This is a genomic window from Kitasatospora sp. NPDC096147, from assembly GCF_044763225.1.
Classification (GTDB): domain Bacteria; phylum Actinomycetota; class Actinomycetes; order Streptomycetales; family Streptomycetaceae; genus Kitasatospora.
Map to the genome: position 1 here is coordinate 770,123 of NZ_JBIWFX010000002.1, position 26,910 is coordinate 797,032.

Annotated in this window: 20 protein-coding genes, 1 tRNA gene and 1 pseudogene; 12 read left to right on the forward strand and 10 right to left on the reverse strand. The window is 71.0% G+C overall.

What is annotated here, in order from left to right:
* Positions 1-29 precede the first annotated feature (29 nt).
* The 3 genes from cysS (at position 30) to ACIRBX_RS09045 (ending at position 4,319) form a co-directional block, all read left to right on the forward strand.
* Complete coding sequence (cysS, locus tag ACIRBX_RS09035) at positions 30-1,424, forward strand: cysteine--tRNA ligase (RefSeq protein WP_402294825.1); 1,395 nt, start codon at positions 30-32, stop codon at positions 1,422-1,424.
* Positions 1,425-1,543: 119 nt separating this feature from the next.
* The gene (gene rlmB, locus ACIRBX_RS09040) at positions 1,544-2,536 is read left to right on the forward strand and encodes a 23S rRNA (guanosine(2251)-2'-O)-methyltransferase RlmB (RefSeq protein ID WP_402294827.1); all 993 of its coding nucleotides are present in this window, start codon (positions 1,544-1,546) and stop codon (positions 2,534-2,536) included.
* 202 nt (positions 2,537-2,738) lie between these two features.
* Positions 2,739-4,319, forward strand: coding sequence for a DoxX family membrane protein (locus ACIRBX_RS09045; protein WP_402294828.1), 1,581 nt, complete (start codon positions 2,739-2,741; stop codon positions 4,317-4,319).
* A 237-nt stretch (positions 4,320-4,556) separates the two neighbouring features.
* On the opposite strand, the gene ACIRBX_RS09050 is transcribed toward ACIRBX_RS09045, so the two are convergent.
* From ACIRBX_RS09050 to ACIRBX_RS09060, 3 genes are all read right to left on the reverse strand, one after another.
* Positions 4,557-5,306 carry an NDP-sugar synthase gene (locus ACIRBX_RS09050; protein ID WP_402294830.1) on the reverse strand — a complete coding sequence of 250 codons (750 nt, stop codon included), beginning with the start codon at positions 5,304-5,306 and terminating at the stop codon, positions 4,557-4,559.
* A 100-nt stretch (positions 5,307-5,406) separates the two neighbouring features.
* Positions 5,407-5,844: a hypothetical protein gene (locus tag ACIRBX_RS09055; protein ID WP_402294831.1), complete on the reverse strand. Its 438-nt coding sequence runs from the start codon at positions 5,842-5,844 to the stop codon at positions 5,407-5,409.
* 148 nt (positions 5,845-5,992) lie between these two features.
* Positions 5,993-7,084: an ABC transporter ATP-binding protein gene (locus tag ACIRBX_RS09060; RefSeq protein WP_402294832.1), complete on the reverse strand. Its 1,092-nt coding sequence runs from the start codon at positions 7,082-7,084 to the stop codon at positions 5,993-5,995.
* 256 nt (positions 7,085-7,340) lie between these two features.
* Here ACIRBX_RS09060 and ACIRBX_RS09065 point away from each other — a divergent pair.
* Positions 7,341-7,417 (forward strand) — tRNA-Thr (locus ACIRBX_RS09065).
* A 96-nt stretch (positions 7,418-7,513) separates the two neighbouring features.
* Here ACIRBX_RS09065 and ACIRBX_RS09070 read toward each other — a convergent pair.
* Together ACIRBX_RS09070 and ACIRBX_RS09075 are read right to left on the reverse strand one after the other, a co-directional pair.
* Positions 7,514-7,843, reverse strand: a complete 330-nt coding sequence (locus ACIRBX_RS09070; protein WP_402294834.1) for a hypothetical protein — start codon at positions 7,841-7,843, stop codon at positions 7,514-7,516.
* 232 nt (positions 7,844-8,075) lie between these two features.
* On the reverse strand, positions 8,076-8,888 hold the full coding sequence (locus ACIRBX_RS09075; RefSeq protein WP_402294836.1) for a DUF6551 family protein: 813 nt from the start codon (positions 8,886-8,888) through the stop codon (positions 8,076-8,078).
* Between the two features lie 435 nt (positions 8,889-9,323).
* On the opposite strand from ACIRBX_RS09075, the gene ACIRBX_RS09080 reads away from it, so the two are divergent.
* The 6 genes from ACIRBX_RS09080 to ACIRBX_RS09105 all read left to right on the forward strand — a co-directional run bounded on the left by ACIRBX_RS09080 (position 9,324) and on the right by ACIRBX_RS09105 (position 19,731).
* Entirely contained in the window at positions 9,324-10,712 is a 1,389-nt protein-coding gene (locus tag ACIRBX_RS09080; RefSeq protein WP_402294838.1) for an ABC transporter substrate-binding protein, read from the forward strand.
* On the forward strand, positions 10,709-11,581 hold the full coding sequence (locus ACIRBX_RS09085) for a carbohydrate ABC transporter permease (RefSeq protein ID WP_402294839.1): 873 nt from the start codon (positions 10,709-10,711) through the stop codon (positions 11,579-11,581). Before ACIRBX_RS09080 ends, ACIRBX_RS09085 begins: the two co-directional genes overlap by 4 nt.
* Before the next feature lie 12 nt (positions 11,582-11,593).
* A complete protein-coding gene (locus ACIRBX_RS09090) occupies positions 11,594-12,478 on the forward strand; it encodes a carbohydrate ABC transporter permease (protein ID WP_402294841.1) in 885 nt (294 codons plus the stop codon).
* 41 nt (positions 12,479-12,519) lie between these two features.
* A complete protein-coding gene (locus ACIRBX_RS09095) occupies positions 12,520-14,139 on the forward strand; it encodes a glycoside hydrolase family 13 protein (RefSeq protein ID WP_402294843.1) in 1,620 nt (539 codons plus the stop codon).
* 84 nt (positions 14,140-14,223) lie between these two features.
* On the forward strand, positions 14,224-18,600 hold the full coding sequence (locus ACIRBX_RS09100) for a discoidin domain-containing protein (protein ID WP_402294844.1): 4,377 nt from the start codon (positions 14,224-14,226) through the stop codon (positions 18,598-18,600).
* Between the two features lie 117 nt (positions 18,601-18,717).
* Positions 18,718-19,731, forward strand: coding sequence for a LacI family DNA-binding transcriptional regulator (locus ACIRBX_RS09105; RefSeq protein WP_402294846.1), 1,014 nt, complete (start codon positions 18,718-18,720; stop codon positions 19,729-19,731).
* Positions 19,732-19,800: 69 nt separating this feature from the next.
* Here ACIRBX_RS09105 and ACIRBX_RS09110 read toward each other — a convergent pair whose 3' ends face one another.
* Together ACIRBX_RS09110 and ACIRBX_RS09115 are read right to left on the reverse strand one after the other, a co-directional pair.
* The gene (locus ACIRBX_RS09110) at positions 19,801-20,268 is read right to left on the reverse strand and encodes a discoidin domain-containing protein (RefSeq protein ID WP_402295281.1); all 468 of its coding nucleotides are present in this window, start codon (positions 20,266-20,268) and stop codon (positions 19,801-19,803) included.
* A pseudogene (locus ACIRBX_RS09115) lies at positions 20,254-22,641 on the reverse strand (discoidin domain-containing protein); the annotation flags it as partial. The gene ACIRBX_RS09110 and the pseudogene ACIRBX_RS09115, both read right to left, overlap by 15 nt.
* A 353-nt stretch (positions 22,642-22,994) precedes the next feature.
* Between ACIRBX_RS09115 and ACIRBX_RS09120 the strand changes: the two are divergent.
* Positions 22,995-24,017, forward strand: a complete 1,023-nt coding sequence (locus ACIRBX_RS09120) for a YdcF family protein (protein ID WP_402294847.1) — start codon at positions 22,995-22,997, stop codon at positions 24,015-24,017.
* 28 nt (positions 24,018-24,045) lie between these two features.
* Here the strand turns inward: ACIRBX_RS09120 and ACIRBX_RS09125 are convergent, their stop codons facing one another.
* The gene (locus tag ACIRBX_RS09125; RefSeq protein WP_402294849.1) at positions 24,046-24,195 is read right to left on the reverse strand and encodes a DUF6126 family protein; all 150 of its coding nucleotides are present in this window, start codon (positions 24,193-24,195) and stop codon (positions 24,046-24,048) included.
* A 46-nt stretch (positions 24,196-24,241) separates the two neighbouring features.
* Positions 24,242-24,769 carry a hypothetical protein gene (locus ACIRBX_RS09130; RefSeq protein WP_402294850.1) on the reverse strand — a complete coding sequence of 176 codons (528 nt, stop codon included), beginning with the start codon at positions 24,767-24,769 and terminating at the stop codon, positions 24,242-24,244.
* A gap of 107 nt (positions 24,770-24,876) precedes the next feature.
* On the opposite strand from ACIRBX_RS09130, the gene ACIRBX_RS09135 reads away from it, so the two are divergent.
* Positions 24,877-25,428, forward strand: a complete 552-nt coding sequence (locus ACIRBX_RS09135; protein WP_402294851.1) for a methylated-DNA--[protein]-cysteine S-methyltransferase — start codon at positions 24,877-24,879, stop codon at positions 25,426-25,428.
* A 36-nt stretch (positions 25,429-25,464) separates the two neighbouring features.
* Here the strand turns inward: ACIRBX_RS09135 and ACIRBX_RS09140 are convergent, their stop codons facing one another.
* Entirely contained in the window at positions 25,465-26,574 is a 1,110-nt protein-coding gene (locus ACIRBX_RS09140; RefSeq protein ID WP_402294853.1) for an ATP-grasp domain-containing protein, read from the reverse strand.
* Positions 26,575-26,910: the final 336 nt, after the last annotated feature.

Consider the following 26,910-nt stretch of genomic DNA (forward strand, 5'->3'; position numbering starts at 1 on the left):
ACCCCCCGCCGCCCACTACGCTTGACGCTGTGAGCCTTCGCCTGTACGACACCAGCACCCGCCAGGTACGCGACTTCGTCCCGCTCGTACCGGGTTGTGTCTCGATGTACCTGTGTGGCGCGACCGTCCAGGCGCCCCCGCACATCGGACACATCCGGTCCGGCCTCAACTTCGACGTGATGCGCCGTTGGTTCGGCTACCGCGGCTACCAGGTCACCTTCGTCCGGAACGTCACCGACATCGACGACAAGGTGATCGCCAAGGGCCAGATCCAGGGCGTCCCGTGGTGGCAGGTCGCCTCGGTCAACGAGCGTGCCTTCTCCGACGGTTACCACGCGCTGGGCTGCCTGCCGCCCTCGATCGAGCCGCGGGCCACCGGGCACGTGCCCGAGATGATCGAGATGATGCGCGGTCTGATCGAGCGCGGCCACGCCTACGAGTCGGACGGCAACGTCTACTTCGCCGTCACTACCTACCCGGACTACCTGGCGCTCTCCAACCAGGAGTTGGAGAACCTGCGGCAGCCCGAGTCGGCCGGCGAGACCGGCAAGCGGGACCCGCGCGACTTCGCGATGTGGAAGAAGGCCAAGGAGGGCGAGCCCAGCTGGGAGACCCCCTGGGGCCGGGGCCGACCGGGCTGGCACCTGGAGTGCTCGGCCATGGCGCACAAGTACCTGGGCACCGCCTTCGACATCCACGGCGGCGGGCTGGACCTGATCTTCCCGCACCACGAGAACGAGATCGCCCAGTCCAAGGCGTTCGGCGACGACTTCGCCAACTTCTGGGTGCACAACGCCTGGGTCACCATGAGCGGCGAGAAGATGTCCAAGTCGCTGGGGAACTCGGTGCTGGTCTCCGAGATGGTCCAGCGCTGGCGTCCGATCGTGCTCCGCTACTACCTGGCCGCCCCGCACTACCGGTCGATGATCGAGTACAGCGAGGAGGCCCTGCGCGAGGCGGAGACCGCCTTCGCCCGGATCGAGAACTTCATCGAGCGCGCGGTCGAGGTCTGCGGGCCGGTGGACGCGGCGCCCGAGGTGCCGCTGGCCTTCGCGGTGGCGATGGACGACGACCTCGGCGTCCCGCAGGCGCTGGCCGTGGTGCACACCGCTGTCCGCCAGGGCAACAGCGCCCTCACGGCGGACGACAAGGAGAACGCGGTGGCGCGGCTCGCCGAGGTCCGTGCGATGCTCGGTGTGCTGGGTCTCGACCCGCTGGACGAGATGTGGGCCGGTGCCGAGCGCGGTGACGACCTCCGCCCGGTGGTCGACTCGCTGGTGAGCCTGGTGCTGGAGCAGCGGCAGGCCGCCCGGGCCCGCAAGGACTTCGCGACCGCGGACGCGATCCGCGACCGGCTGACGCAGGCCGGGCTGTCCGTCGAGGACGGCCCGACCGGCTCCCGCTGGACGCTCAACAACCAGTAGCCCCGACCTCGGGGCGCGGGTGGGCCGTACCTTCACCGGTGCGGCCCACCCGCACGACGCAGAGCCCGCCGCCGACGGTCGTCGCCGGGGCGGGCGAGACAGACAAGGGAAGTACAGCCATGGCCGGCAACAGCCAGCGCAGGAACCGACGCAACCCCGGATCCAAGAAGGGCGCGTCCGTCGGTACCGGCGGCCACAGCCGGAAGGCGCTCCAGGGCAAGGGCCCGACCCCGCCCGCCTCGGCCCGGAAGGGTCACGTCAAGCAGCGGCAGGCGAACGCCGCCACCAAGCGCGAGATGGACGCCAAGTCGCGGGCCGGCATGCGCCGGGCCGGCGGTGGCGGCCGGGGCGGTCGCGGTGGCGCCGGCTCGGCCGAGCTGGTGTTCGGCCGGAACTCGGTGGTCGAGGCGCTGCAGGGCGGCGTGCCGGCCAACGCGCTCTACGTCCAGCAGTTCATCGACTCGGACGACCGGGTGCGCGAGGCCTTCCAGGCCGCCAACGAGCGGGGCGTCCCGCTGATGGAGGCGCCGCGCCCGCAGCTGGACCAGATGACCGGCGGGATGAACCACCAGGGCCTGGTGCTCCAGGTGCCGCCGTACGAGTACGCGCACCCGGACGACCTGCTGGCCGACGCCGCCGAGAACGGCGAGGACGCGCTGGTGATCGCGCTGGACGGGGTCACCGACTCGCGCAACCTCGGTGCCGTGGTCCGGTCGGCCGCCGCCTTCGGGGCGCACGGCGTGGTGATCCCCGAGCGGCGCGCCGCCGGGATGACCGCCGGCGCCTGGAAGACCTCCTCGGGCGCTGCCGCGCGCCTGCCCGTGGCCCGCGCCACCAACCTGACCCGCGCGCTGGAGGCGTACCAGAAGGCCGGCCTGATCGTGGTCGGCCTGGCGGCCGACGGCGAGGCGGAGATCGGCGACCTGGACGCGCTGACCGGTCCGGTGGTGATCGTCGCGGGCAGCGAGGGCAAGGGCCTGTCCCGGCTGGTCTCGGAGACCTGTGACATCCGGGTCAGGATCCCGATGTCCGGTCTGACCGAGTCGCTGAACGCCGGTGTCGCGGCGGGCATCGTGCTCTACGAGGCGGCCCGGCTGCGCTCGAAGGGCTGACCGGCCGCCGGCCCGGGACCGGGTTCGGAGTCAGTCGTACGTTTGGAACGGTAAACCGATCGGGCCTGACCAGGCCCGATCGGTTTACTCATGATCACTTCAATTGCCGTCAGGAATCCACCCGGGAGAGTGTCCTAACCGGCCGTCACCCGGTTAGACGGGTGTGGACACCAGAACACCTCGGCGCCCTGCACCGGGCGGCATGGCGGGAATAGATGCCGACCCCGGCCTCAACACGGTCAAGGTGCCGTCCGACCCGGCCCGGCTCAGCAGTACCCAGGTCAGCTTCCGGGTCAGGCTCGCCGCCCCGGTGGCACCGCTGATCGACTCCCCGCCCGGCGCCGCCTTCGGGGACCCGTACGGGACCCTCAGCGGTGGGCTGCCGCCCGGCTTCGCCCCCCGGCCGATGGTCACCCCGCAGGTCGTGGTGGCCGGCGCCCAGGTCCCGGCGCTGGCCGGATCGGTGGCGGCCACCCGGCGCAAGGGCCGGGTCACCGCCGTCACCTGGACCGGCCAGACCGGGCCCGGTGACCAGGCGGCGACCCAGCTGCTGGAGGCCGTCCGGCTGAACACCGTGCCGGCCCCGGCCCGCCCGGTCGAGGAGGGCGACACCGAGCAGCTCCAGACCTACCGGGGTGCCCCGGCGGCGGCCCAGGCCGCCCCGGCGGCGGCGGTCCGGCCGCGGGACTGGTCCCCGGCCGGCGAGCTGCCCGAGGTCTCGGCGGTCGGTGCCGACTCCAAGCACGCCTGGTACCCCGGCCGGAAGGTCGACCTGGGGCTGGTGCTGCTGCCGCTGCGGATCGTGCTGGGCTCGCTCTCGGTCTACGCCGGGTTCAGCAAGCTCTGCGACCCGGTGTACTTCGACGGCGGCGACCGCGGCTCGATGATGCGCTGGCTCTCCTCCCTGCACCCGTGGGGCGTGGCCCAGCCGCTGCTGGACTTCGCCATGGCCCACCCGGTCGGGGCCGGTCTGGCGGTCGCCTTCACCCAGGTCGTGGTCGGTGTGCTCTCGCTGCTCGGCCTCTGGCAGCGGGTCGCGGCCGGTGCCGCGATGCTGCTCTCCGCCGCGCTCCTGTTCACCGTCAGCTGGCGGGCGGTGCCGGTCTACGACACCCCCGACCTGCTGTTCCTGGTGGCCTGGAGCCCGCTGCTGATCGCCGGTGCGCCGTTCGGCTCGCTGGACGGGCGGATCGCGCTGGACGCCTGGCGCCGCTACGGCGCCGCCGCCGCCCCGGCCGCGCTCCGCCGCCGGATCCGGCGGCGCGGCGGCGTGCTGACGGCCGTGGTGGTCGGGCTGACGCTGCTGGTCGGGTCGATGCTCGGCGCGGCGGTCCGCACCAACGGACGGACCGGTCCGGTGCCGGCCAAGCCGCCGACGGACTTCGGTTCGCCGATGTGGCCCGGCGAGGGCGCCTCCACCTCCGCGGTGCCGGTGGCCCCGCTGCCGCCGTCCGCCAAGCCCACCCCGGCGCCGACCGCCCCCTCGGCCGGCAAGGGCAGTGCCAGCCCCAAGCCGAAGCCCTCCAGCAGCGGCAAGAGCGACGGTGCGCGCCCGCCGGCCGCCTCCACCCCCGCCGCCGCCCCCACCCCGAGCAAGGCCACCGGCGGCGGAGGCACCCCGGCCGGTGCCAGCAACCGGGGCGCCACCGGCGGCTCCACCAGCACCGGCACCGCCCCCAAGCCGACCCCCAGTACGGGCGGCAGCGGTGGCATCCTCGGCGGCGTGCTGGGCGCCCCGCTGCTGGGCATGGGCCCCGGCTCGGCGGAGCGGCCGGTGGTGTAGCTCCGGGCGCGAGGCCACCCCGGCATCCGCGGCCCCGCCGCACGCGCGACCTCCCGTCCACCCGGACGGGAGGTCGCGCTGCTGTCGGGGCCTCACCAGCCCCGCCGCCGTGCCCGGAGCTGCGGCGTCGTGGTGGGCTGCCGCACCTGAGCCTGCCGTGCCGGGCTGCCGCGCCCGAGTCTGCCCTGCCGGGCCTGACCGGCGCCCGGGACTGCCGTGCCGGGCCCTGACCGGTGGTCAGTTCGTCGCGACGGCAAGCTCCTTGGCCGCCTCGGTGAGGTCCTTCGCGGTGTCGATGGCCCGCCAGTAGCAGCCCTGCGGCAGCTGGTAGCCGGCCAGCCGCTTGCTCCGGGCCAGCTGCGGGAAGGTGGTCCGCTCGTGGTCGCCGACGTCCGGCAGCAGGTCCTGGAAGCCTGGTGCGAAGACGTACAGGCCGGCGTTGATCAGGAAGGGCGAGGGCGGGGCCTCGATGAAGTCCAGCACGTTGCCGAACTGGTCGGTCTCCACCGCGCCCCAGGGGATCCGCGGCCGGGCCAGCGCGAGCGTCGCGACGGCGTCCCGCTCGTGGTGGAAGGCGGCCATCTCGCGCAGGCTGAACCTGGTCCAGATGTCGCCGTTGGTGGCGTACCAGGGCTGGTCCGGGCGGGGGAGCGCCTTCGCGGCGTACTTCAGCCCGCCGCCCCGGCCGAGCGGCTCGGTCTCCACCACCGTGCTGACCCTGAGCGGGAGTTCGGCCCGGTCCAGCCAGTCCTGGAGCACCTCGGCCAGGTGGCCGCAGGAGATCACCACGTCGGTGACCCCCTCGGCGGCGAGCCAGGCCAGCTGGTGACCGACGATGGGCGTACCGGTACCCGGGATCTCGACCAGCGGCTTGGGCCGGTCGTCGGTGTAGGGACGGAGCCTGGAGCCCTGGCCGCCGGCCAGGATGACGGCCTGCGTCACGGCGGGGGAGTGCAGGGCTGTGGTGGAGGCGGTGTCAGCTGTCATGCCTGAACGATAGGCCCAGGCATGACAGCTGACGTCCTGTCGCCCCGTACGCGGGGTATGCGGGGTACGCGGGGTACGCGGGGTACGGGGCGGGAGGCTGCTAGCCCACCACGCCGGTGGCGAACGAGCCGTCGCAGACCGGCCGGGCGAAGCTGCGGGCCCGCTGTGCGTCGCCCTGGTACTTGCGCACGGCGGCCCGGCCGAGATCGGCGGCCAGCTCGGTGCAGTACGGGGTGAGCGCGGGCTTCTCCCGCATGGAGCGCTCCAGCAGGTCGAGCGCGGTGCCCGGGTTGTGGCTGCGCAGCTCCGCCATCAGGTCGGTGCGCAGGGCTTCCTTGGGGGACATGCCGTCGGTGTTCACGGCGGTCGCGCTGCGCCCGATGGTGCCGTCGCCGCTGGAGGCCGCGACCACTTGCTGGTCGAGGCCGGTGGGCGGGGCCCAGGGCACGCGGGTGACGGCGAGCGTGCCGGTGGTCACCAGGATCACGGGCAGGGTCAGCGCAACGGTCTGGCCGATGCGGCGCACGAGTTGCTTCACGCACGAGAGCGTAGCGGCGTGTCGGGCTCCGGTGGCTCTCCGTTACCCCAATGAGTGACGCGTGTCCGGTTTCGTCCCTCCCGTTGGTTGACGCCGAAGGCCCCCGTCCACCCGGACGGGGGCCTTCGTATGATGATCAGTCAGGCGATCAGCGGCTCAGGCGGGCGCCGGTGGTGGTGTTGAAGACGTGGGTCTCGCCACCGGTCGGGACCACGTGGATGGTCTCGCCCTTCTGCGGGATCTGACGGCCGTGCACGCGCACCACGATGTCCTTGTCGTCGCCACCGATCTTGGTGGTGCCGTAGACGAAGCCGTCCGCGCCGAGCTCCTCGACCACGTTGACGGTGACCGCGACGCCCTCGATGCCGCCCGCCGGGACGATCTCGAAGTGCTCCGGGCGGATGCCGACGGTGACGCTCTTGTCGGTGCCGGCGCCGGCCAGGTCCTCGCGGGAGATGTTGACGATCGAGCCGCCGAACTTCACGCCGCCGTCGACCAGCGGGACGTCGACCAGGTTCATCGCGGGCGAGCCGATGAAGCCGGCCACGAAGAGGTTGGCCGGGCGGTCGTACATGTTGCGCGGGGAGTCGACCTGCTGGAGCAGACCGTCCTTGAGCACCGCGACGCGGTCGCCCATGGTCATGGCCTCGACCTGGTCGTGGGTCACGTAGACGGTGGTGATGCCCAGGCGGCGCTGCAGCGAGGCGATCTGGGTGCGGGTGGAGACGCGGAGCTTGGCGTCGAGGTTCGACAGCGGCTCGTCCATCAGGAAGACCTGCGGCTCGCGGACGATCGCGCGGCCCATCGCGACGCGCTGGCGCTGACCACCGGAGAGCGCCTTCGGCTTGCGGTCCAGGTACTGGGTCAGGTCGAGGATCTTCGCGGCCTCTTCGACCTTGGCCCGGATCTCGGTCTTGTTGACGCCGGCGATCTTGAGCGCGAAGCCCATGTTGTCCGCGACGGTCATGTGCGGGTAGAGCGCGTAGTTCTGGAACACCATGGCGATGTCCCGGTCCTTCGGCGGCAGGTGGGTGACGTCGCGGTCGCCGATCCGGATGGCACCGCCGTTGACGTCCTCGAGGCCCGCGAGCATCCGGAGGCTGGTGGACTTGCCACAGCCGGAGGGGCCGACCAGCACGAGGAACTCGCCGTCCTCGATGTGCAGGTCCAGACCGTCGACCGACGGCTTGGTGGCACCCGGGTAGACACGGGTGGCCTTGTCGTACGTGACCGAAGCCATGCTTCTGCGCTCCTTCACCGGCAGGAACGTGCCGGACGATCCGAGTAAAGGGTGGAGTTGTGGTCCGCCGTCCGGCGCCAAGTGGTCTGGACCACCCGGCCGCACGTGCGGCTTCCCGGCGACGCTACCCGCCCGATCGCCGGATTGTCAGCCCCCTCCGCCCGCCGAATCCGGCATCAATCCGATCACGGCCCCCACCCACGCCCGGTACACTGCCCACTGGTACCGCCGTGGCCGCGCCGCGGACGGTCACCGTGCCTCCTTAGCTCAGCTGGCCAGAGCACCGCTCTTGTAAAGCGGGGGTCGTCGGTTCGAACCCGACAGGGGGCTCCATGCTCTACGGGTGACGGAAGGGCCAACAGGCGGGAGAACGCCCGCTGTTGGCCCTTCGTACGTTGCGTCAGTCCGTCTCGGAGGGGCGCTGAACCGCTAGCGCGTGGACTGCGATTGCGTCGGTGTTGGCGGCGAGCCGGGGGCCTCGGCCTCGCCGCGCGTCGTGCCCATGAGTCCGAGCAGAACGACGGCGACACAGGCACAGAGAAACGCCATGAAGAGCAGGCGCTGCTTCTGCACTACGGCCAAGCGGCCCTGCGTGTCGCCGGCGATGATCCGGTACTTGGACGTCTGGTGCTCGAAGAACTTGTTGATCGAATCCTTGGGAAGGTTCCTGACCACCCGTGCCACGGCGAGCAGCGTGCAGGAAACGGCGATTACGACGATGACCCCTACGGGCGCACCGTCCAGGAGTTGGAAGAACACTGCTGCAGACCCTTGTCATTGAGGTCGGCAAGACATGAGCGAGATCGACGTGAATGCCTGTCGGAAGCGGTCATCTCGACCGGAGTACGCCACAGGTCGAGATCTCCTCGCGGAGATCTCGGGGGTTGCCCTGTGACGGGGGAAGGACTCTGAGGGGAACGGCGTTCGCTCAGGTCAAGCCGGTGGACATTAGCTTCCGCGGATCACGCGGACGCGCCGGCTGAGCATCGGGTCATGCGTCGATGCGGTTCTCGACCTTGCGGTTCTTGTTCCACGCGTTCACGACCAGTCGATAGGCGGTCGCGACTCGGGAACCGGTACCGCTGTTGTTGAACCCCCCGCGCGACGACTGGCTCAGGATCTCGGAGCGCCACTTCGCTGCGGTTCCCAGCGCCAGGATCTTCCTGGCGAGCTCCTTGTCGTCGACCAGGTCGCCCCAGCGGCCGAGGAACATGCCGATGCCGCCGAGCAACATGCCGTCCCAGGTCTCGGGGGAACGGTCCCAGGCGTCCTCGGCCACCGCGAGCGTGCGGTCGAAGACCGAGGCCCCGTAGCGGTCGACGATCTGGAGGACACCAGACACGGCGCCCACGCCGTTGGTGGAGGTCGAGCCGAGCGTGAGCCCGTGCTTCTTGAGGATCCGGTCGGTGTCGACGAACAGGGGTACGCCACCGGTGAGTCCGACGTAGTACTCGTCGATGGGGCGGGGCTTGTGGGATTCCCGGTTCTTGATCAGGAAGAGAATGGCTTCCTCGGCCTGGGAGAGGCCGTGATGCACCTCGGCCATGATCATGGGAATTTCCGCGAGTGCGCACGCGCGCCACCGGTGCTGTCCGTCGACGATGTAAAGCTCGCCGTCCGAGCGCTGCGACACGATGATCGAGCCGATCGCCTCGCTCACGAGGTTGTTGGCGATGCTCTGCGCCCGCTTCTCGTTGAGGGTCCGCTGGGCCTGCGGATCGATGTTGAGGCTCTTGATCGGAAGCTCAACACCATAGTCAACCTGATGGGTGGGCAGGTCGAACGAGTACCTGGCCTTAGGCATGGCTGTGCCCTTCAGCGCTGCGTTAGGGGGATTGGATGGCATAAGCCGGGATTTGGGGATACAGCGCGAAGTTCATCTAATCACACCTGATCATGGTTGCCCAAATTCCAAACGCTCGAACGGGGCCTATGCCGTCCCGGTAATTCGGAATTACCTATTCCGCTTCTGGCCGAGAGGGGCCGTGGCTGCCGATGGCTCCCCTCGTGGCGGTCGCGGGTCGGCGGTCCCGTTGACGGCGACTGCCCGTCGGGGTGGCTGGCGCTGGGCTTCGCCCCCGTGTGAGGTCGAGGCTCAGCCCGTGTCTATGGCTGTCATTTTTTTGCGGAATCCTGTCGACATCTTGTGGTCATCTGTCGGGCGGTGGTTAAGTGTGGCTGCCGCCGGTGAGTGCCGCGGCACCCCACCCACCCGTGCCCGTAGAAGGGTTCCCCCGTCATGAGCAGAACCGGGATCGTCCACAGATCCGTCCTCGTCGCGGTGTCCGCAGGTATGGCCATGTCCCTTGCGGCATGCGGCAGTTCGGGGGGTGCGAGCGAGGAGGGCAAGGCGACCGGGGGCGCCACGCTCGATCCGTCGGCGAAGGTGACGATCAGCGTCGACTGCCAGCCGCCGGTGACCAAGGCGGCCGAGCGCAAGCAGTGGGACGAGGACATCGCGGCGTTCGGGAAGCTGTACCCGAACGTGACGATCAAGAGCAAGGACGCCTCGCCCTGCGAGGAGCCCGCCCCGTTCACCGCCCAGCTCAAGGGCAAGACCCAGACCGACGTCTTCTACACCTACTTCACCGACCTCCAGCAGGTGCTGGACGAGGGTGCGGCCGAGGACATCTCGGCGTACGTCAACGAGCAGACGGTGCCGGCGCTGAAGGACATCGACCCCTCGGTGCTGGCCACCCTCAAGGACGACGGCAAGCTCTACGGCCTGCCGACCTCCAACTACAAGATGGGCCTGCTGTACAACCGCAAGCTGTTCAAGCAGGCGGGCCTGGACCCGGACAAGCCGCCGGCCACCTGGGCGGAGATCCGGGAGGCGGCCAAGAAGATCGCCGCGCTGGGCAACGGGGTGAACGGGTACGGCGAGTACAGCGCGACCAACCAGGGCGGCTGGCACTACACCGCCGAGCTGTACGGCCTCGGCGGGTCGATGGTGAGCGAGGACGGCAAGAAGGCCGCGTTCAACACGCCCGAGGGCAAGCAGGTCCTGCAGAACCTGTACGACATGCGGTGGACCGACAACAGCATGGGCGCCGCGCAGAGCCTCAAGTGGCCCGACCTGATGACCCAGATGTCGACCGACAAGCTCGGCATGTACGTCGGGGCGCCGGACGACATCACCTACATGGTGCAGACCCTCAAGGGCAACTACGAGGACTACGGCATGGGCCCGATGCCGGGCGCCAAGGCCGCACTGCTCGGCGGCAACGACTACATGTTCAAGAAGGGGTCCACCCCGGACCAGATCAAGGCGGGTATCGCCTGGATCAACTTCAAGTTCCTCACCCTGGGCAAGGGCCAGTTCGACTACGCCCGGACCAAGGCGGACGGCCTGCCGGTCGGCCTGCCGCAGCCGTTCTTCTTCACCGGCGCCTCGCTGGAGGGCGACAACAAGTCCAAGGCCGCCAACGCCACCGTGCCGGTCAAGAACTACGCGCCGTACCTGGCCGTCCAGGTGCCCGGCAAGACCGAGCCGGCCAACGCCCAGCAGATCTACAAGGTGCTGGACAACCCGGTCTCCGCCGTCCTGACCGACAAGAACGCCGACGTGGCCAAGCTGCTGAGTGACGCCGAGGCGCAGGTCAACCAGGTCCTGGCGAGCCTGCAGTGACACTACGTCGGGTCCGGGAGCAGCTGACGGCGCACGGCTTCCTGATCGGTGCGCTGCTCTGCTTCGGCTTCTTCACCTGGTACCCGATGGTGCGGGAAGTCGTGATGAGCTTCCAGCGCACCAAGCGGGGGCGGACCACCTGGGTCGGGTGGGCCAACGTCGAACAGCTGCTCCAGGACCCGGCGTTCTGGCAGGCCTGGGGCAACACCCTGCTCTTCACCCTGCTGGCCCTGGTGCTCGGCTTCGCGATGCCGTTCTTCGTGGCCGTGCTGCTCAACGAACTCCGGCACGCCAAGGCGTACTTGAGGATCCTGGTCTACCTGCCGGTGATGATGCCGCCGGTGGCCTCGGTGCTGCTCTTCAAGTACTTCTACGATCCGGACTTCGGGCTCTTCAACAGCATCCTGCGGGCCCTGCACCTGCCCACCTCGGCCTGGCTCAACTCACCGGACACCGCGATGATCTCGGTGGTGATCGCGGCCACCTGGATGAACATGGGCGGCGCCACACTGATCTACCTGGCGGCCCTCCAGGGCATCCCCGGAGAGCTGTACGAGGCGGCCGAGCTGGACGGGGCCGGCATCTGGCGGCGGATCTGGCACGTGACGATCCCGCAGACCCGGCTGATCCTCTCGCTCCTGCTGCTGCTGCAGATCGTGGCCACCATGCAGGTGTTCGTGGAGCCCTTCCTGCTGACCGGTGGCAACGGGCCGCAGGGCTCCACCACCACCGTGGTCTTCCTGGTCTACCAGTACGCCTTCAACTTCAACAACTACGGTGCCGCCTCCGCACTCGGGCTGATCATGCTGCTGGTGCTGGCCGGTTTCTCCGTGCTCTACGCGCGGCTGTCCCGCAAGGCGGCCGACTAGAAAGGACGCCCGGTGGCAGAGCCCCAGACCCGGACGCTGATCTCCCAGACCCAACTCGACCGTCCGCTCGGCAGGTGGCTCTACCGGGTGGTCCTGGCCGTCACCGTCCTCGGCTTCACGCTGGTCTTCCTGGGCCCGCTGTACTGGCTGGTGACCGGCGGCCTGAAGTCCACCGCCGAGGTGGTGCAGAATCCGCCGACGCTCTTCCCGAGCGAGCTGCACCCGGAGACGTACGCCACCGCCTGGAGCCAACTGCGGCTCGGCAGGCTGCTGTTCAACACGCTGTACTACGCGCTGGGGGCGCTGGCCTTCCAACTGGTGTTCGACGTGGCGGCGGCGTACGCGCTCTCCAAGCTCCGGCCGGTGCTGGGGAACGTCATCCTCGGCATGATGCTGGCCACCCTGATGATCCCGGCGGCGGTGCTGATCGTGCCGCAGTACCTGACGGTGCTGGACCTGCCGGTGCTCCACCTCAACCTGGTCAACACCCCGTGGGCGATCTGGCTGCCCACGGTGGCCAACGCCTTCAACATCTTCCTGCTGAAGCGCTTCTTCGACTCCATCCCGGCCGACCTGCTGGCGGCCGCCGCGATCGACGGGGCCGGCCCGATGCGGACCCTGGCCTCGATCGTGCTGCCGATGTCCCGGCCGATCCTCGGAGTGGTCTCGATCTTCGCCGTGGTGAACGTCTGGAAGGACTTCCTCTGGCCGATGCTGGTCCAGCCGGACCCGGCCAACCAGACGTTGAACATCGGCATCAAGTCGCTGGCCATGGGCGTACCGCAGAACGTCATCATCGCCGCGCTGGCCATCGCCTCGCTGCCGACCATCGCCTTCTTCCTGCTCTTCCAACGCAACATCATGTCCGGGCTCACCTCGGGTGGGCTCAAAGGCTGAGGCCGGGGCCCGGGCGCCGATCCCGAAAGGACACCCAGACCGTGGGACAGCAATCCCCGCCCGACCGCTCCGACTGGTGGCGCGACGCGGCCATCTACCAGGTGTACCCGCGCAGCTTCGCCGACGGGGACGGTGACGGCACGGGAGACCTGGCCGGCGTCCGCTCCCGCCTCCCCTACCTGGCCGAACTCGGGGTGGACGCCGTCTGGTTCAACCCCTGGTACCCCTCGCCGATGGCGGACGGCGGCTACGACGTGGCCGACTACCGGGGTGTGGACCCGCTGTTCGGCACGCTGGCCGAGGCCGAGCTGCTGATCGCCGAGGCGCTGGAGCTCGGCATCCGCACCGTGGTGGACGTGGTGCCCAACCACGTCTCCGACCAGCACCCTTGGTTCCGGGCCGCGCTGGCCGCCGGGCCGGGCAGCCCGGAGCGCGAGCTGTTCCACTTCAAGGAGGGCCGGGGGGAGCACGGCGAGATCCCGCCGAACGACTGGGTGTCCGAGTTCGGCGGCTGCCCGTGGACCAGGATCGAGGACGGCAGCTGGTACCTGCACCTGTTCGCCACCCAGCAGCCTGACCTCAACTGGGCGCATCCGCTGGTGCGTTCCGAGCACGAGGAGATCCTCCGGTTCTGGTTCGACCGGGGTGCGGCCGGGGTGCGGATCGACTCCGCCGCACTGCTGGCCAAGGACCCGGCGCTGCCCGACTTCGTCAAGGGCACCGATCCGCACCCCTACACCGACCGGGAGGAGCTGCACGCGATCTACCGCTCCTGGCGGGCGATCGCCGACGAGTACCCCGGCACCCGGATCCTGGTCGGCGAGGTCTGGCTGCCGGACGCCGAACGGTTCGCCCGCTACCTGCGCCCGGACGAACTGCACACCGCCTTCAACTTCGACTTCCTGGCCCGCCCCTGGGACGCGGCGGCGCTGCGCGAGTCGATCGACTCCACGCTCGCCCTGCACGCCCCGGTCGGCGCCCCGGCCACCTGGGTGCTCTGCAACCACGACGTCACCCGCACGGTGACCCGCTACGGCCGCCGGGACACCCGCTTCGACTTCGCGGCCAAGCGCTGGGGCACCCCGACCGACCTCGCGCTGGGCCTGCGGCGGGCCAGGGCCGCCGCACTGCTCTCGCTCGCCCTGCCCGGTGCGGTCTACCTGTACCAGGGCGAGGAGTTGGGCCTGCCGGAGGTGGAGAACCTCCCGCTGGACCGGCTCCAGGACCCGATGCACTTCCGCTCCGGCGGCACCGATCCCGGCCGCGACGGCTGCCGGGTGCCGCTCCCCTGGTCGGGCGACCGACCCCCGTACGGGTTCAGCCAGGATTCGACGGCCGAGGCCTGGCTCCCGCAGCCGGCCGACTGGGCCCCGCTCACGGTGGCGGCCCAGTCGGCCGATCCTGAGTCGATGCTGACCCTCTACCGCGAGGCGCTCCGGCTGCGGCGCACCGAAGCCGCCCTGCACGGCGACAAGTTCGAATGGCTCTCGACGGTCGGCGAGGTGCTCGCCTTCCGCCGCGGCGACCTGCTCTGCGTGGTCAACTTCGGGGCCGAGCCGGTCCTGCTCCCGGAGCACCGCACCCTGCTGCTGGCCAGCGGCCCGCTCGCCGGCCCCGCCCAGCTCCCCACCGACACCGCGGTCTGGCTGCGCGTCGCCTGACTCGCCGACCGAGCGGCCTCCCTCCGCCCGGCCCGCCATCGGGTCGGGTGCCGCTCGGCCCGCCGCCCCTCACCGGAGGCCCGGATGGCCGTCTCGGCCCGGTCGCCACCGTACGCGCAAGGTTCCCTCAACTCCTCACCCCCACCCCGTCGTCAGAGACAGAGGACCCCCGTGAGAACCAGAGCTCCGATCCCCCGGCTGGTGGCCACCGCGGCCACGCTCAGCCTGCTGGCGCTGGCCGGCCCGCTGCTGCCCGCCGGTACCGCCGCAGCCGCCGGCGGGCCCAACCTGGCCGCCGGCAAGGCGGTCTCCGCCTCCAGCACCACCGGCGGCCAGGCCGTCACCAACATCAACGACGGCAACCAGGGCACCTACTGGGAGAGCGCCAACGGCGCGCTGCCGCAGTGGGTGCAGGTCGACCTCGGCAGCTCCACCTCGATCGACGAGGTGGTGCTGAAGCTCCCGGCGGGCTGGGAGAGCCGCACCGAGACGCTGGCCGTGCAGGGCAGCGCCGACGGCACCTCCTTCACCACCCTGGCCACCTCGGCCGGGTACGCCTTCGAGCCGGGCTCGGGCAACACCGTCCGGATCACCTTCCCGGCCGCCACCACCCGCTACGTCCGGCTGGCGATCTCGGCGAACACCGGCTGGCCGGCCGCCCAGATCTCCGAGCTGGAGGTGCACGGCTCCTCGACCGCCAGCCCCAACCTGGCGCTCGGCCGGGCCTTCTCCGCCAGCGGCGTCAGCCAGACCTACGTGGCGGCCAACGCGGGCGACGGCAACCAGGCCAGCTACTGGGAGAGCGCCAACAACGCGCTCCCGCAGTGGGTGCAGGTCGACCTCGGCTCGGCCGTCGCGGTCAACCGGGCCGTGCTCAAGCTGCCGGCCGGCTGGGAGCGCCGCACCCAGACGCTGTCCGTCCAGGGCAGCACCAACGGCACCACCTTCACCGACCTCTCCGCCTCGGCCGGCCGGGTCTTCGACCCGGCGAGCGGCAACGCGGTGACGGTGGACCTCGGCACCACCACCGTCCGGTACCTGCGGGTCAACGTCACGGCGAACACCGCCTGGCCGGCCGCCCAGCTCTCCGAGCTGGAGGTCTACGGGCCGAACACCGGCGACATCCAGGCGCCGTCCGCTCCGGGGACCCTGTCGTACACCCAACCCGCTTCCGGCCAGGTCAAGTTGAGCTGGGGCGCGGCCACCGACAACGTCGGCGTGACCGGCTACGACGTGTACGCCAACGGCGAGCTGCTGACCAGCGTGGCCGGCACGGCGCTCAGCTACACCGACAGCCGCCCCGACTCCGAGACGGTCTCGTACAGCGTCAAGGCCAAGGACGCGGCGGGCAACCAGTCGGCCGCGAGCAACACCGTGACCCGCACCGGCCAGAGCGGCGACACCCAGGCGCCGTCCGCTCCGGGCACCCTCTCCTACACCCAACCCGCCTCCGGCCAGGTCAAGTTGGCCTGGGGCGCGGCCGGCGACAACGTGGGAGTGACGGGCTACGACGTGTACGCCAACGGCACCCTGCGGGGCAGCGTCGCGGGGAACGTGCTGACCTACACCGACAGCCGCGCCGACTCCGAGACGGTCTCCTACTACGTCAAGGCCAAGGACGCGGCGGGCAACCAGTCGGCCGCGAGCAACACCGTGCTGCGCACCGGCACCGTCGGCGGCACCAACCTGGCGGCGGGCAAGCCGATCTCGGCCTCCTCGGTGATCCACACCTTCGTCGCGGCCAACGCCAACGACAACGACCTGAACACCTACTGGGAGGCGGCCGGCCAGCCCGGCACCCTGGCGGTGCAGCTCGGCTCCAACGCCTCGGTCAGCGCCGTGGTCGTCAAGCTCAACCCGGCGGCGGCCTGGTCCACCCGGACCCAGACCATCGAGGTGCTCGGCCGGGACCAGGCGGGGAGCGGCTTCACCTCGCTGGTGGCGGCCAAGAGCTACACCTTCGACCAGCCCTCGGGGAACACCGTCACCATCCCGGTGAGCGCGACCGCCGCCGAGGTGCAGCTGAAGTTCACCGCCAACTCCGGCTCCGGCGGCGGCCAGGTGGCCGAGTTCCAGGTGATCGGCACCCCGGCGCCGAACCCGGACCTGACCGTCACCGCCACCACCGCCAGCCCGGCGAACCCGGTGGAGACCGACGCCGTCACGCTCTCCGCCACCGTGCAGAACGTGGGCAACCTGGCCTCCCCGGCCAGCTCGGTCAACCTCTACCTGGGCTCCACCAAGGTCGGCACCGCCGCCGTCGGCGCGCTGGCCGCCGGGGCCTCCACCACCGTCCAGGTGAACGCCGGCGTGCAGAACGCCGGCAGCTACCAGCTCTCCGCCAAGGTCGACGAGGCCAACGCGGTGATCGAGCGGGACGAGACCAACAACAGCTTCACCAGCGCCTCCCCGCTGGTGGTCAGTCAGGTGGCCAGCTCCGACCTGCTCGCCTCCCCGGTCAGCTGGTCACCCTCCAACCCGGCGGCCGGGAACGCCGTCACCTTCTCGGTGGCGGTGAAGAACCAGGGCACGGTGGCCTCGGCCGGCGGCGCGCACGCCATCACCCTGACGGTGGCCGACGCGAGCGGCGCCGTGGTGAAGACCCTGACCGGCGCGTACACCGGGGCCATCGCGGCCGGTGCCACCGCCGCCCCGGTCAACCTGGGCAGCTGGACGGCGGGCAACGGTAAGTACACCGTGAAGACGGTGATCGCCGACGACGCCAACGAGCTGCCGGTGAAGCGGGCCAACAACACCGACACCCAGTCGCTGTACGTCGGCCGCGGCGCCAACATGCCGTACGACACCTACGAGGCCGAGGACGGCGTGCTGGCCGGCGGGGCCGCGCTGGTCGGGCCGAACCGGGTGGTCGGCGACCTGGCCGGCGAGGCCAGCGGCCGTCGTGCGGTGACGCTCAACTCCACCGGTGCCTCGGTGGAGTTCACCACCAAGGCGCCCACCAACACCCTGGTCACCCGGTTCTCCATCCCGGACGCGGCCGGCGGTGACGGCATCAACTCCACGCTCAGCGTCTACGTCAACGGGTCCTTCCTGAAGACCATCGACCTGACCTCCAAGTACGCCTGGCTGTACGGCAGCGAGACCGCCCCGGGCAACTCGCCGGGCGCAGGCGGCCCCCGCCACATCTACGACGAGGCCAACGTCCTGCTGGGCACCACCGTCCCGGCCGGCAGCAAGATCAAGCTGCAGAAGGACGCCGGGAACACCTCGCAGTACGCGATCGACTTCGTCAGCCTGGAGCAGGCCACGGCGGTCGCCAACCCGGACCCGGCCCGGTACGCCGTCCCGGCCGGTTTCACCCACCAGGACGTGCAGAACGCCCTGGACAAGGTCCGGATGGACACCACCGGCACCCTGGTCGGCGTCTACCTGCCGGCCGGCGACTACCAGACCGCGAGCAAGTTCCAGGTCTACGGCAAGGCCGTGAAGGTGGTCGGCGCGGGCCCGTGGTTCACCCGCTTCAAGGCGCCGGAGACCCAGTCCAACACCGACGTCGGCTTCCGTGCCGAGGCGACCGCCAACGGCTCCTCGTTCACCGGCTTCGCCTACTTCGGCAACTACACCTCGCGGATCGACGGCCCGGGCAAGGTCTTCGACTTCGCGAACGTGGCCAACATGGTGATCGACAACATCTGGGTCGAGCACATGGTCTGCCTCTACTGGGGCGCCAACACCGACAACATGGTCATCAAGAACTCCCGGATCCGCGACACCTTCGCGGACGGGATCAACATGACCAACGGCTCCACCGACAACCTGATCACCAACATCGAGGCCCGGGCCACCGGTGACGACTCCTTCGCGCTGTTCTCCGCGATCGACGCGGGCGGCGCGGACGAGAAGAACAACGTCTTCGAGAACCTGACCTCGATCCTCACCTGGCGGGCGGCCGGCGTCGCGGTCTACGGCGGCTACGCCAACACCTTCCGCAACATCCACATCGCCGACACCCTGGTCTACTCGGGCATCACCATCAGCTCGCTGGACTTCGGGTACCCGATGAACGGCTTCGGCACCGACCCGACCAACCTGCAGAACATCTCGATCGTCCGGGCCGGCGGCCACTTCTGGGGCTCGCAGACCTTCCCGGGGATCTGGGTCTTCTCGGCCTCGAAGGTCTTCCAGGGCATCCGGGTGAGCGACGTGGACATCGTCGACCCGACGTACCACGGCATCATGTTCCAGACCAACTACGTCGGCGGCCAGCCGCAGTTCCCGGTCAAGGACACGGTGTTCAGCAACATCTCGATCACCGGGGCCAAGAAGAGCGGCGACGCCTTCGACGCCAAGTCCGGCTTCGGGATCTGGGCCAACGAGGCGGCCGAGGCCGGCCAGGGCCCGGCGGTCGGGTCGGTGGTCTTCAACAACCTGCGGATGAGCGGCAACGCGCAGGACATCAAGAACACCACCTCGACCTTCACCATCACCAGGAACCCGTAGTCCCCTCCGGGTCCCATCCCTCCTAGAGCAGCTGCTGCCCCGGGCGCCCCTGACGCGCCCGGGGCAGCAGCGCAAGAAAGCGCAAACGGCTTGCGAAGGACGACGTACACTCCCATCATGACGCGACGACTCGCCCAGGTGGCGCAGAAGGTCGGGGTCAGCGAGGCGACCGTCAGCCGCGTGCTGAACGAGAAGCCCGGGGTCTCGGACGCGACCCGGGCGGCCGTGCTGACCGCACTCGACGTGCTCGGCTACGAGCGTCCCACCCAACTCCGCGGCGAGCGGGCCCGGTTGGTCGGCCTGGTGATGCCCGAGCTGCAGAACCCGATCTTCCCTGCCTTCGCCGAGGCGGTCGGCGGCGCGCTGGCCGGCCAGGGCTTCACCCCCGTGCTCTGCACCCAGACGGCCGGCGGGGTGTCCGAGGCCGACTACGTCGACCTGCTGCTCGCCCAGCAGGTGTCCGGGGTGGTCTTCTTCGGCGGCCTCTACGCCCAGGGCGACGCGCCGCACGACCACTACGACCGGCTGGCCGAGCGCAGCCTGCCCACGGTGCTGCTGAACGCCGCCATCGACGGTCTGGACTTCGCCCGGGTCTCCTGCGACGACGCGGTGGCGGTGGAGCAGTCCATCGGCCACCTCAAGCAGCTCGGCCACCGCAGGATCGGCCTGGTGCTCGGCCCCGCCGACCACGTGCCGTCCCGGCGCAAGCTGGACGCGGCCCGGGCCGCCGCCGCCAAGGCCGGCCTGGAGCTGCCGGACAGTCAGGTGGAGCGGGCGCTGTTCACCCTGGAGGGCGGCCAGGCGGCCACCACCCGGCTGCTCAAGCAGGGGGTCACCGGGGTGATCTGCGCCAGCGACCCGCTGGCCCTGGGGGCCGTCCGGGCGGCCCGCCGGGCCGGGCTCTCGGTGCCGGACGACCTCTCGGTGATCGGCTACGACGACTCCTCCTTCATGACCTGCACCGACCCGCCGCTGACCACCGTGCGCCAGCCCATCGAGGCGATGGGCCGGGCCGCCGTCGACCTGCTGGTCGCCGAGATCGGCGGCGCGAAGATCACCCACGACGAGCTGCTGTTCGAGCCGGAGCTGGTGGTGCGCGGTTCCACCGCCCCGCCGCGCGAGCGCTCCTGAGCCCTGACACGACGACAGCGCCCCCTCCGGTCCGCGGACCGGAGGGGGCGCTGTCGTCGTGTCAGGAGGCTAGAGGACGGTCAGCTCTGAGAGCTGGGCGGCCGGCCAGGCGGTGTTCGCGGTGAAGGTCAGCCGCAGGTAGCGGGCGGTGCTGGACGGGAAGGTGACGGTGCCGGTCGGAGCGATGGCCACGCTCTGGGCGGCGGCCAGCTGGGTCCAGTTCACGCCGTCGGCGGAGCCGTGCACGGCCACCGTCTCGTTCCGGGCGCCCCAGGAGGAGGGCAGGGCGAGCCGGAGGCCGGTGGTGGCGGTGGTGGCGCAGCGGTCGAGGGTGAGGGTCTGCGGGAAGGCGTTGTTGGCGCTCTCCCAGTAGCTGGCCTGGTTCCCGTCGATCGCGTTGCCGGCGTAGTAGTTCTGGGTGGAGCTGCTCGCCGTGGCGCTCGCGGTGCAGGCCGTGGGCGTGGGGGTCGGGGTCGGGGTGGGCGTCGGTGTGGCGGTCGGGGTGCCGGTCGGGGTCGAGCCGGTCAGGACGGTCAGCTCGGAGAGCTGGGCGGCGGGCCAGGCGGTGTTGGCGGTGAAGGTCAGGCGGAGGAGGCGGACGGTGGCCGCCGGGAAGGTGATCTCACCCTGAGGGTTGATCACCACGCCCCGCTGGGAGGCGAGTTCGGTCCAGGTGGTGCCGTCGGTGGAGCCCTGGACGGCGACCGTCTCGGTGCGGGACTCCCAGCCGGAGGGCAGGGTGAGCCGGACGCCGGTGACGGCGGAGGCCGTGCAGCGGTCGAGGGTGAGGGTCTGCGGGAAGGCGTTGTTGGCGCTCTCCCAGTAGGTCGAGGTGTTGCCGTCGATCGCGTTGGCGGCGCCGTAGTTCTGGTTGGTGCTGCTCGCCGTGGCGCCCGGGGTGCAGGCCGGCGGGGTGCTGGTGCTCGGGCTGGGCGACGGGGTCGGCGTGGGGGTGGGCGTCGCGCTGGGCGTGGGAGTGGGGGTGGGCGTCGGGTCGGTCCCGTTGGACGGTCGGCCGCCGTAGGTGAACTGCGGGGCGGGCCAGACACCGGTGCAGGTCGAGCCGGTCAGGCCGGAGTTGCCGCCGCCGTCGGTGATCTGGAAGCCGGTGCCGACGCAGTTGTGGACCGGGGTGGCGGCCTGCGCGATGTTCCGCGCCTTCACGTTGGTGAAGCGCATCGAGGAGTTGGCCTGCGCCTGGACGGCGTAGGTGCCGGCGCCGTCGATGGTGACGTTGGTGAAGCTGATCCCGTTGGACGGGCCCTCGATGGTCTGGATCGCCTCGTAGGAGCTGTCCAGGATGTCGGTGTCCGAGATGGCGATGGTGGCCCCGGAGATCGGCTCGTTGAGGCCGCTGAACCAGACCGCGCCGACGCCGAAGTTCCAGTTGTAGTCGCTGTTCCCGGTCCGGATCAGGGTGTTCCGGGCCGCGGTGATGGTGCCCGCCACGGCGGTGCCGTTGCCGGAGCTGACGCCCGGGTAGCGGTTGGCGATGTGCAGGCCGCCGCCGTTGGAGATGGTGTCGGCCATCACGTTGTCGGAGATGGTCCAGTCCTTGCCGCCGTAGGTGACGATGTTGTTGGCCAGGATCGGCAGCACCACGGTGTTGTGGGTGAAGCTGTCGCCGACGTTGGGCACCCGCTCCGGCCAGGAGGCCAGGCCGTCGTCGCCGGTGTTGCGGACGAAGGTGTTGGTGACGGTCGAATTGGTCACCCCCGTGTGGAAGTTGACCCCGTCGGCGGTCTGGTCCAGGATCCGGCTGTTCTTCAGGGTGAAGCGGTCCATCGGACCGTCCATCCAGGCGGCCACCTTGGTGTGCTGGATCCACAGGTTGTCGACGGTGGAGTTGCTCATCGCGCCGCCGAGGGCGTTCACCTGGTCGTCGTCGATCCGCTCGCGGATGTCGCCGATGATGGCGAAGTCCTTGAGCGTGACGTTCCGGCTCGGCCCGTTCGCCTCGTGCGGACGGACCGCACCGCCGTAGCCGCCGCCCGGGACGTACTTGCCGTAGATGCCGGCGGCGCGGTTGCGGTTGATCGGGTCGCGCCCGCCGAGCACCGAGTACCAGGGGCCGGCGCCGGCCAGCGTGACGCCGTCCACCACCACGTGGTCGTAGAGGGTGAAGGTGCCGGTCGGGATCCAGACCGTCTTCCCCTGCGCCTGGCCCGCGTTGACGGCGGCCTGGAACTTCGCGGTGGAGTCGGTGGCCCCGCTCGGGTCGGCGCCGAAGTCGGTCACCACGTCGAGGGCGCCGGCCGGCTTGGCCTTGGCCGGGCCGACCTGCTCGAAGTCGGCCAGGTCGATGGTGAACGTGGGGGACTGCGCGGTGGAGGAGACCTGGAGCCGGATCTTGCTGCCGGCCGGCAGCAGGGAGCCGAACATGGTCCGGGTCTCGTCGTAGAAGTGGTGCGGGTTGGTGTCGCCGGGGTTGTTGTTGAACGGGTAACCCCCGTAGTACCAGCCGTACTTGGAGGTGACCGGCAGGTCCTTGAGCTTGCTGCCGTTGACCAGCAGGTCGATCGAGGCGTCCCGGCCCCGGCCGTCGGCCGAGTCCGGCAGGGAGTACCGGAAGCTCATCGCGTCGGCGGGTGCGGTGAGGGTGAACTCCACGTACTGACCGGGGGAGTTGAGGGTCACGGCCTGGCGGCCGGAGGCCTCCGAGGGGAGCGTGCCGTAGCGCCGGTCCGGCCCGATCACGGTGCCGTTGGTGGCGGCGAACTCGGCTTCCTGCTCCTTGAACGGGACGCTCGCGCCCCGGCCGGGCACGTCGAGCGGGGAGAGGGTGGGGACGGCGGCGGCGTGCGCGGGGGCCGTGGTGACGGCGAGCAGGGCGCCGGTGGAGAGGGCGGCTGCGGTCAGGACGGCGACCGGTCCGCGCAGGCGGTGGCGACGGACGGGGGGTGGCTGCATGAGAGGGGCCTCGCTGGCTCGTGGGTGGGGGACGACGGCCGAGCGAGGGAGAGACTAGGCGCGCTCCTGCATGAAGTCCATGGAAAAGCGCAAAATATCGACAGAGTGCCCGCAATAACATCTGGTTGATGCGGGGGTGTGATCCCGGCGTTGCCGCGCGGTGTCCGGTGCGACCATGCGCACGAGCGAACTCGCCGCCTTGGTCGGCCTCGCGCTCCCCACCGGGTGCGGACGCGCTGACCCCGGCTCAGCCGGCGGCGCTCCGGCGGTTCCTCGCACTGCTGCCCGAGGACCGAGGGAGGGTCGCGACCGCTCACACCGCGGCGGCGGGGCCGCCGCCTACGATGGGCGGCATGTACGCCTTCCTTCCGGCCCTGGTCTTCTTCCTGGCCTTCTGTACCAGCGTCTGGCAGGACCGACGGCGGTTCCGCAACGCGGTGCTGCTCGGGCTGACCCTCACCAGCCTGGCGGCGGCGCTGGTCGCCCAGGCCCGGCACCTGCCCGACACCCCGGCGATGATCGTCTACGCGGCGGTGCTGCTGGTGCCCGCGCTGGGGGTGCTGGTGCTCGGGGCGGCCCTGGTCCTGAACGGCGTCACCGTGGTCAGGAAGGAGGGCGCCCGCCCCGCCACCCTGCTCTCGCTGCTGCTCGGTCTGGCGATCTACGCGATGGTGGCGCTGGTCCTGCTGGCGGGCCGGCCGGACGCCTCCTCCGGCTACCTGGCCTTCGTGGTCGCGGTCCTGCTGCTCTCCGCCTACCTCTCCTTCCTCTGCCTCTCCTTCCTCGGCTACGCCTGGCTCTACGGCCGCATCCCGGCCCGCGGCGAGGTGGACTACGTGGTGGTGCTCGGGGCCGGCCTGATCGACGGCGAGCGGGTGCCGCCGCTGCTGGCCGCCCGGCTGCGCCGCGGACTGGCCGTGCACGACCGGCAGGTGGGCAAGGGCCGGCCGGCCCCGGTGCTGCTCGCCTCCGGCGGCAAGGGGACCGACGAGAAGCTGCCGGAGTCCACCGCGATGGCCGCCTGGCTGGTGGAGAACGGTGCGCCGTCGGAGAACGTCCGGGAGGAGGACCAGTCGCGGACCACCGAGGAGAACCTGATCCTCAGTCACCGGATCATGAGCGAGGCGGTGCCCGACTACCGCTGCGTCGTGGTGACCAACAACTTCCACGCCTACCGGGCCGCCATGCTGGCCCGCCGGGCCGGGGTCAACGGCCAGGTGCGCGGCGCCCCGACCGCCGGGTACTACCTGCCGAGCGCCACCATCCGCGAGTTCGTCGCGGTCTTCTGGGAGCACAAGGTGGTCAACCTCACGATCTGCGCACTGCTGGTGGGCATGCCGCTGGGGGCCTTCCTGCTGGACGCCCTGTACCGCTGACCGCCGCTGGGGCTCGCGCCCCGGCCGGTCAGTGCCGGTTGCCCAGGGCGAACAGCAGGATCACGAAGCCCGCGAAGAGGTGGGTCCCGGCGACGTAGAAGCTGGCCCGCAGCCACATCTGCTTGCGGCGGCTCTTCTCGTCCTGGACGGCGGCCGTGCGCACGGTGGCCTGGCTCATGGCGGGTGCTCCCTCCGGTGGTGGGCCGGCGGTCCGCCGACAGGGCTCAGATGTCGAGTGTACGGGCGCGCAGTTCGGCCCGTGCGAGCACGCGGTGGACGTCCGCGAGCCTCGTACCGGGGGCGTCGTTGTACTCGTCGGGGGAGCTGACGGAGTGTCCGTCGGAGTGCAGCACCTCCATCACCTGGGCCCGGGCCCGGCGGGCCACGGCCGCCGTGCCGAGGCCGTGTGCCAGCACCGCCGCCTGCGCGCCCAGCAGGCAGACCCGGCCCCGGGCGTCCCACATGGTGCCCTGCACCCAGCCGGCCCCGGTCAGGTAGCGGGAGGTCAGAGCGAGGTGGTCGGCGACGCCGAGCCCGGTCGGCCGCGGGGGCCGCCGGAGCAGGCGGTCCAGCAGGGTGGGGGCGGGCAGCGGGAAGCCCCGGTGCCACGGGACGGGCACGCTGCCGAGCGGGCAGACGTACGGGACGGCCAGCCGGACCGGGGCGGGGAGGGCGGCGAGGTACGCCTCGATCTCGGTGATCAGGGCGGAGCTGTCGGCGGTGAGCAGCGGCGGAGGGGCGAGGACCGGCATGCGGCTGCTCCTTATGTACCGATTTGATGGCCTTTCTCTTGATACCTGGACGAGGCGGATTCCGCCGTCCGGCACGCGGGACGGGGCCGGGCCGGTAGCGTGCGGGCATGTCGATCTCGTGGGTGACCGTCCCGACGCCGCTGCCGAGCGGACCCGTCCGGCTGGCCGTCACCGACCAGGGGGTGGCGGCGGTCTCGTACCACGGGGACACCGTGGCCGGGCTGCCCGCCGGGCTGCCGGAGTGCACCGACCGGGAGCGGGTGGAGCGGGTGCGCTCCCGGCTCGACGAGTACTTCGCGGGGAACCGCCGGGACCTGGAGCTGCCGGTGGACTGGCGGTTCGCCACCGGTCCGCACCGGGTGGTGCTGGAGACCCTGAAGCGCCAGGTCCCGTTCGGCCGGACCGTCACCTACGGCGAACTCGCCACCCGGAGCGGGGCGTTCGAGGAGCTGGACGAGGGCGACTGGGCCGCCGCCCGGACCGTCGGCAAGATGATGGGGGCCAATCCGCTCTGCCTGCTGGTGCCCTGCCACCGGGTGGTGGCCTCGGACGGGATCGGCGGCTTCGGCGGCGGCCAGGTCGGCATCGAGGTGAAGCGCTGGCTGCTCACCCTGGAAGGCGTGCTGCCGCCCACTCTGGACTGGACCGGCCCGACCTGACGGGGCCCGGGGCGGCCGGTCCAGTCCGAGGGGTCGTCAGGCCAGCGCGGCGGTGAGCGGGGTGAGCCGGGTCACCGGCAGCTCCACCGTCACCGGGGCGGCCACCGGGGCCGGCGCGGAGACCGCTGCGGGCACCGGCAGTACCGGCTGGATCGAGGAGACCAGGGCGTAGTCGGTGCCCGGCAGGTCACCGAGGGCCGGCAGCACCGGGGTGGCGCCGAGGGCGAGCTGCACCGCCGCCAGCGGCAGGTTGAGGCCGCACAGCCGGAGCTGGTGCAGGCCGCCGGACGGGCGGGTGTTGATGTCCAGCAGCACCGGAGCGCCCCGGAAGTGGCGGAACTGCACGTTGGAGAGGTACGACAGCCCGAAGGTCTCCACCAGGCGCCGGGCCGGCTCCAGGTACACCGGGTCGGTGGTGAAGCTCCGGCGCCGGCCGCTCTTGGTGCGGCCGACGGCGGCCAGCACCCGGCCGTCCCGGTCGGCCAGGCAGTCCACCGAGACCTCGGGGCCCGCCAGGTAGGGCATCACCAGCAGGTCCACCGAGCCCGGTGCGGCGGCCAGCGCACCGGCCAGCTGGTCCAGTTGGACGCTGCCGCCCGGCCAGCCGTGCAGCTGCCGGAGGCTGAACGGCTCCCGGGTGATGGTGCGGAATCCCTCGCCGCCCGCGCCGCTGGCCGGCTTCAGGCAGGGCTGCTCGCCCATCTCCTCCAACTCGGCCACGGCGGCCAGCAGTTCGCCGGCCGTGCGGACCCGGTACCAGGGCGGCACCGGCAGTCCGGCAGCCGCCATCGCGACGTAGCCGTCCACCTTGTCGGCGAAGGTGGCTATCCCCTCGGCCGGCGGGCAGACCAGCGCGGTGCCGAGCGCCTCGAACTCCGCGCGGTGCCGGGCCGCCACCTCCTGGTGCAGCCGGGGCAGGAAGACGTCGATCCGGTGCCGGGCGCAGAAGTCCAGCGCGAACTCCAGGTACGCCTCCGGAGTCAGCCCGTCCGGCTCCGGCAGGCCGTGGTCGGCGGCGGCCAGGACGGGTGAGTCGATGTCCACGTGGGTGGCGAAGACCTCGACCGGGGCGGCCCGGAGCAGGTCGATGAAGAAGACGTTCTCGGCGTAGGTGCGGTTCAGCCAGACGCGGACGGGGGCGCTCACGGAGGTCTCCCGGGGAGAGTGCACGACAGGAGGGCACAGCGGTACGGCAGGGGGTACGGCGGAGGCACGGCGGAAGGCATGGCGAAGGGAGAGGGCGTCCGGCGGAAGAGTGGCCAGAGCGGCCTTGCTGCGCCCTTGAGGTGGCACCTTAGCGCCCCGTTCGAACCGGGTGAACGGGGGGTGGCAGCGGATCCGGGAGGCCCCTCGCCCCGGGGGTGGACAGGTGGTCAGAAACCCTGCTGGGGACGGGTTCCGGGGGGAGCGGCGGAAGATTACCGGCAGGTGAAATCTTCCGGGAACGGGGCGCACGAGGGCGCCCGGAGCACAGTGGTGGCG